Here is a 5,574-nt window from a genome sequence, read left to right on the forward strand (position 1 = left end):
CTATTTCCTGTCGCGTTTGGTGCGCGACGTCGTGCTGGGCGAGGCCTTGCTCGTCGCGCAGGCGCCGGGCCGGTATCGCCGGCGACGCACGATCCGCGCCATAGCGGTGGCCGGGATTGCGGCTGTCACGTTGTTCGGTGTCGGCCTGATCTGGCGCGGGCACATGGAAGCCCGCACGATGATTCAGGGCCAGTTCGCGCGCTTTACCGCCTACCACGACGCCGTGGCGCCCCTGGCGGTCAGCGTGGTGAACGATGATTCTGATCTTCCGGCCGTCTCGGACGCACTGGATCGCGCGCGTGCGCTGGCCGATGCGGGTCCAGCGGGGCTTTCGGGATGGCTGGGGCTCGCGTCGCGTCAGGCGGTGGCCGAGGCGGGGCGGGGGGCGTACGAAAACGCGCTTGACCGGCTTCTCTATCCGCGCCTGATCTGGCGGCTGGAGCATGACATGCGCGCGCGTTTTCAGGACCCGGCGTTTCTGTACGATGCGACCCGCGTGTATCTTTTGCTGGGCGGTATGGGACCGCATGAGCCGGGCATCGTCCAGTCCTGGTATGCCGGGGAATGGAGCCGTCGGTACGCGGGTGCTTTGAACCAGACGCTGCGCGCGCGCCTGATGGTGCATCTCGCCGCTCTTCTGGACCGCCCGACGCCGCCGGGGCTCGTACTGGATGGCGAGCTTGTGCGCAGGGCGCGGATCGCGTTCGGTCATGTGACGCCGGCGCAGCGCATTTACGGCCGATTGCTGGATCTGCCGGTGCCCGACACCGTAGCGAACTGGACCCCGCAGGCCGCCCTTGGCAACGGTGCGGTGACGGTGTTCGCCCGCCGCAGCGGCGCGCCCCTGAGCGACGGCATCCCGGCGTTTTTCACCGGCCCCGGGTATGCGGCGGTGGTGCGGCGCAACCTGCCGGATGCGGCCCGCGCGGTGGCCAACGAATCCTGGGTCGTCGGACGTGACACGGCGGTCGAGGTGCGTGGCGCCGACGCATCGCACCTCGAGCATGAGGTGGCCGAACTCTGGGTCGGCGATGCCCGGAAACGCTGGGCCGACACACTGGGCGACCTGACGGTCGAGCTGGGGCCCACGCCATCGGATGTGACCGGGTCGCTGTATCTGCTGTCGTCCCCCCAGTCGCCCCTGCGTGACATGGTAGTGTCGATCCTGCACGCGCAGACGATCCCGTTTCCGGCCACCGTCGCGTCAGGCCCGGGCGACCAGACGCACGAGGCCGCAGGGAGCCAGGGTGCTGGGCGCCCTGACGATGTCGCGCCCCGTGACGGGAGCGCCAGCCTCGATCCCGTCGAAAGCGTCGCCGCCGCGTGGAACGCCGGGCTTTCGCCGCTGGCGGCTCTGCTGAAGGCGCCGAATGGCGGTGCGCCCCCGATCGAGGCGGTGACCGCCCAGATCGGCGCGCTCGACACTGCCGTGGCCGGCGGCGGTGTGATGCAGGGCGCGGGGCTGACGGCCGGGGCAGGTGTCCCGAATCCGGGCGAACGGCTGCGTGCGGAAGCGTCGCGGCAGGCGGAGCCGGTTGCGACGTGGCTGCGCGAGATTGCCGACCATGGCGAGGCCTCCCGGGGGCAGGAAGTGCGTGCCGCCGCGACGGGAAGCTTCAATGGTGCCGATGGACCCGGTGCCGCCTGCCGCGCCCTAGTCAAAGGGCACTATCCCTTCGACGAGGCATCGCACGCGGACGCGCCGCTGGATGATTTCGTGCGTGTGTTCGCACCCGGCGGACAACTGGACCGCTACACCGAGCAGGCGGTGGCACCGTTCGTCGACCGGTCGGGCGCGGTGTGGCGGATGCATGACGCGGGCGGCGTCCATTCGCCGTTCACGGCCGCCCAGTTGGCGGCGTTCCAGCGCGCCGACGACATCCGCCGCACTTTCTTCCCGGCGGCTGGGCCACCGTTCCTTACCTTGACCTTCACCTTTCGGGGGACGCCGGACATGACCCTGGCGCTCGGCGGCACGACGGTACGGCCGGACGTGCCCGCGACGCTGACGTGGCCGGGTTCGGACGGATTGTCGCCCGCCGTCGTCGCGCGGCAGCGCAACGGGCAGACCGCGGTGCTGGAACGTGGTGACGGGCCGTGGGGGCTGGTGCGTCTGCTGCGCCAGAATGTCTCGCAGAAGGATGTGGGGTCGAATGAGGTGGACGGCCTGTATGCCGATGGCGAGACCGTGGGCGTCACGGCTGGCGGCAGTCATGGAGGCGCCTTCCCCTTTGACCTGCTCGTGGGCTTCACGTGTCCGGACGTACAATGATCGAGCCATACGCCGGGTACTGGGGAAAGCTGCCCGCCCATGGCGACTTTGTGCGCGGGGGGCTGTCCGATGGCATCGTCTCGCGCCTCGATCGATGGGTGTCCGTGGAGATGGCGGCGGCCCACGCGCGGCATGGGGAGCGGTTCGAACGCCTGTGGCATCGGGCGCCCACATGGTCCTTCACCATTCGCCCGGGCGTGCTTGAACACGGCCATGCCGTCACGGGCCTGTGGACGCCCAGCATCGACGCCGCGGGACGGTGTTTCCCGTTCATCTTCACGATCCTGCATGACCCGGCGCGCGCGTTCTATCGCGGTCTTGCCCCTTTCGACGCCACGATCCGCACCGCCATCCAGACGACACAGCCTCTCGAGGCACTGGAAGTGGCGCTGGAGGCGGCGGGTCGCCACCCGATTCCCTCGGCTGCGCCGGTGCATGATGTCTGGTGGCGTGTCGGACAGGCCGATGGCGGCACGATTCACGGTGCGCTGCCGGTCGCCGATGCGTTCGACTGGCTGATCGAGGGGAGACCGCAGGGCGACAGCGACACGACGACGCCGGCCGCCAGCGACGCAGAGGGTGCGGCAGACAGGCGGGTCGAATGATGCGGGGGCCGACGTAACTAGGTTTTGCAAAGGGCCATAAAGTCTTTATGTGTTTAAAATCGGGTCCTGGGGCACCCGCGATCGTCGACGAAACGCCAACTGGACGGGGAGTTACTCTTCTGGTTCGATCAGGTTCAGAAACGGTGATCGAATGATCGACCAGCGCGATGCGGAGAAGCGGATTGCGCCCGGGTCTGGCCTCGCGTGCGACGGGATTTTCGATCGGGTCGCGTGCGCGTTCGCCTCGTGCACGTCGCACGACATTCGCTCGACGATCGGCCACGTCCTGACCGAGATTGCCACGGCGTGTGGCGCGCAGTCGGCTGTTCTGATGGAGCGCGGCACCACACTGTTTCATATTGCCGTCAATGCGCCACCGGGCCACGCGGCGGTCGGTCCGGACGACGCGTGGCTGCGCGGTGTGACGGGTGGCTGTGTCCCGGCAAGCATCGTGCCCGCGCAGGACTGGGAGGATCGCGGTGGCACGGTTCTTGTCCACCCGTTCAGTTCTGGTGAGAGCGGCTCCGTTCTCGCATTGCGATGGGACGCGCCTGGTCCGCGGTGCGGAGAGGGGCCGGTCGAACAGGATGCGGGGCGGGTGACGGAGATGATTCGGCGCATCGGCACCGTCATCGAGGCGTCCCTGCAGCGCGAGGATCTTGCCGAGGAGCGCCGGGCGCTGCTGCGCCGCCTGAGCGAGAGCCAGAATCTGGACATCGCAAGTGCGACGGCGGTCGCGCTTGCGCACAATCTGAACAATATTCTTGCCGCAATGCTCGGGCACACCGAAGTCGCGCTGGAGGCCCTGCGCAACCTGCCGCGCGGTTATGACGCCGTTATTGCCATCCGCAATGCGAGCGAGCGCGCGGCGGAACTGATTGAAAGCATCCTGGGCTTTGGTCAGCGCGACGTGCCGCCCGCGCCTGTGTCGATGGCGCGTCTGGCCGCCGAGACGCTGGAGCTGATACGACCCGCCGTTCCGGACAGGATCACGCTGTCCTGCGACGACGCGACGGGCGGTCAGCAGACTCTGGTGTTCGGTCGCGCGGCCGAATTGCAGCAGGTCCTGTTCAATCTTCTGCGCAACGCGGTTCAGGCGACCCCGGGGGAGGGACAGGTCGCGCTCAGCCTGACGCAGCGGCAGGGGGACGAGCGTCTGACGATGCAGCTCGGCGCGCTGACGACCCGGCCCTATGTCGTGGTGGCCGTGCGGGATGACGGCATCGGCATCGAACCGGAACTCCGCGCCACGATTTTCCGTCCGTTCTATACGACGCGCCCTGCCGGCACGGGGCTCGGCTTGTCGGCGGTGGCCGACATTGTCGGCGAGCACGAGGGGGCGATCCGGGTCTTTTCGTCCGGCCGGTCGGGCACCACCTTCGAGATATGGTTTCCACAATCCGGGCCGAACGCACAGGACCTCGTTCTTGCGCGCGGTGTGGGCCAGCCCGTCGTTCTGGTGGCCCCCTTGTCCATACGCGAGCATTTCGAGGATATCATCGCGGCGTTGGGCTACGAGCCGGACGGGTATGAAACGATCGAGGAGGCGCTTGAGACGCTTCTTGCGACGCCGTATCCTCCGCATGCCCTCGTGCTCTGCACATCCAGCGGTGATCTTGACCGGTGCATAGTCGCGGCCGAGCGTTTTCGTGTGGTGACGCGCAGCGTGCCGATGACCATCGCCGTACCCGGGCGCATGTCTGCGACCCCGCTCGGGCGTATCGCGGGACGCCAGACGTGGCTTGCGGGTGCGGACAACAATAGCGCCATCGCGGCATGCATGAGGCTTATGGCCGATGCCGGCCATGTTTCTACAAGGGGAGCGACAAGGTGAGGTCCATCGACGAGGTGCGGAAACCTGCTGGCAGGGTCGAACGTGCGCGGGCAGGTCTGGCGGGCGTCGTCGTGCTTGCCGGTGTCATCGCCGCGTGCGGGGTCGCGCAGGCGCGGCCTGCGCTTGTGACGTTGATCGATCTGTCCAGCCTGAAGGACGGTCCGACGATCCCGTCCTGCGCCCCGGCTTTGGCGACGTTGCGCGATGCGCTCGATACCGTCGGTATTCCGACCCAGCGCATGAGCGTGCCGAACGCTGATACCTTGCGGCTGACGCTGGCGCAGATCGGCGGTCAGGGCGGCGGGGAGCGCATGATCGTCGTCTGCGGCTATGCCGCCACGTCGAACGACCGGCTGTTCGTCGTCCCGCCTGACCTGCCGGGCGGGAAGGCCGACATCAGCCGCTCGGGCGTCAGCGCCGACACAATCGCGCGGGTGGCCGGCAGTGGCAGTCTGGCCGCACTCGAACTTCACCCGTTGCCGGGGGGCGACGTATCGGACGACGTGGTCGGCAGATGGCAGGCGGCCGCCGATCCCGCGACGTTGCGCCGTGCCAGTGTCGACCGGAATGCCGGGGACGCGACGCTGCTGACCCATCTGACGTCTGCGTTGAAAGGGCAGGGGGACGCGGCGCTTTCCACGTTCTTCGGGGTGCAGCCGCAGGTCGAACCGCCTGCTCCTGTTGTGCCTGCATCTGCCGTGCCTGCCGCTGCTGCGACCGCCACGGACGTTCCGCATCCGGGCGTCGCTCTGCCCGCCGCCCTCGACGCCCACGCGAAGGCGCACGACGGCGCGGCCGCGCCGTCTCCAGTCGCCAAGACGACGGTGACCGCACCGGGCGCCCCCGTGTCCGTCGTGGTCCCG

Annotated in this window: 4 protein-coding genes; all 4 read left to right on the forward strand. The window is 68.5% G+C overall.

The window, feature by feature from the left end; genetic code table 11:
* A partial coding sequence (gene tssM, locus HUK82_RS14020) for a type VI secretion system membrane subunit TssM (protein ID WP_176614553.1) occupies positions 1–2,272 on the forward strand: 2,272 nt, incomplete at its 5' end.
* On the forward strand, positions 2,269–2,877 hold the full coding sequence (tagF, locus tag HUK82_RS14025) for a type VI secretion system-associated protein TagF (RefSeq protein WP_176614554.1): 609 nt from the start codon (positions 2,269–2,271) through the stop codon (positions 2,875–2,877). The genes tssM and tagF, both read left to right, overlap by 4 nt.
* 151 nt (positions 2,878–3,028) lie before the next feature.
* The gene (locus tag HUK82_RS14030; RefSeq protein ID WP_176614555.1) at positions 3,029–4,711 is read left to right on the forward strand and encodes an ATP-binding protein; all 1,683 of its coding nucleotides are present in this window, start codon (positions 3,029–3,031) and stop codon (positions 4,709–4,711) included.
* On the forward strand, positions 4,708–5,574 hold an 867-nt coding region (locus tag HUK82_RS14035), incomplete at its 3' end, for a hypothetical protein (protein ID WP_218061599.1). The genes HUK82_RS14030 and HUK82_RS14035, both read left to right, overlap by 4 nt.

The organism is Ameyamaea chiangmaiensis (genome assembly GCF_013376175.1).
GTDB lineage: Bacteria > Pseudomonadota > Alphaproteobacteria > Acetobacterales > Acetobacteraceae > Ameyamaea > Ameyamaea chiangmaiensis.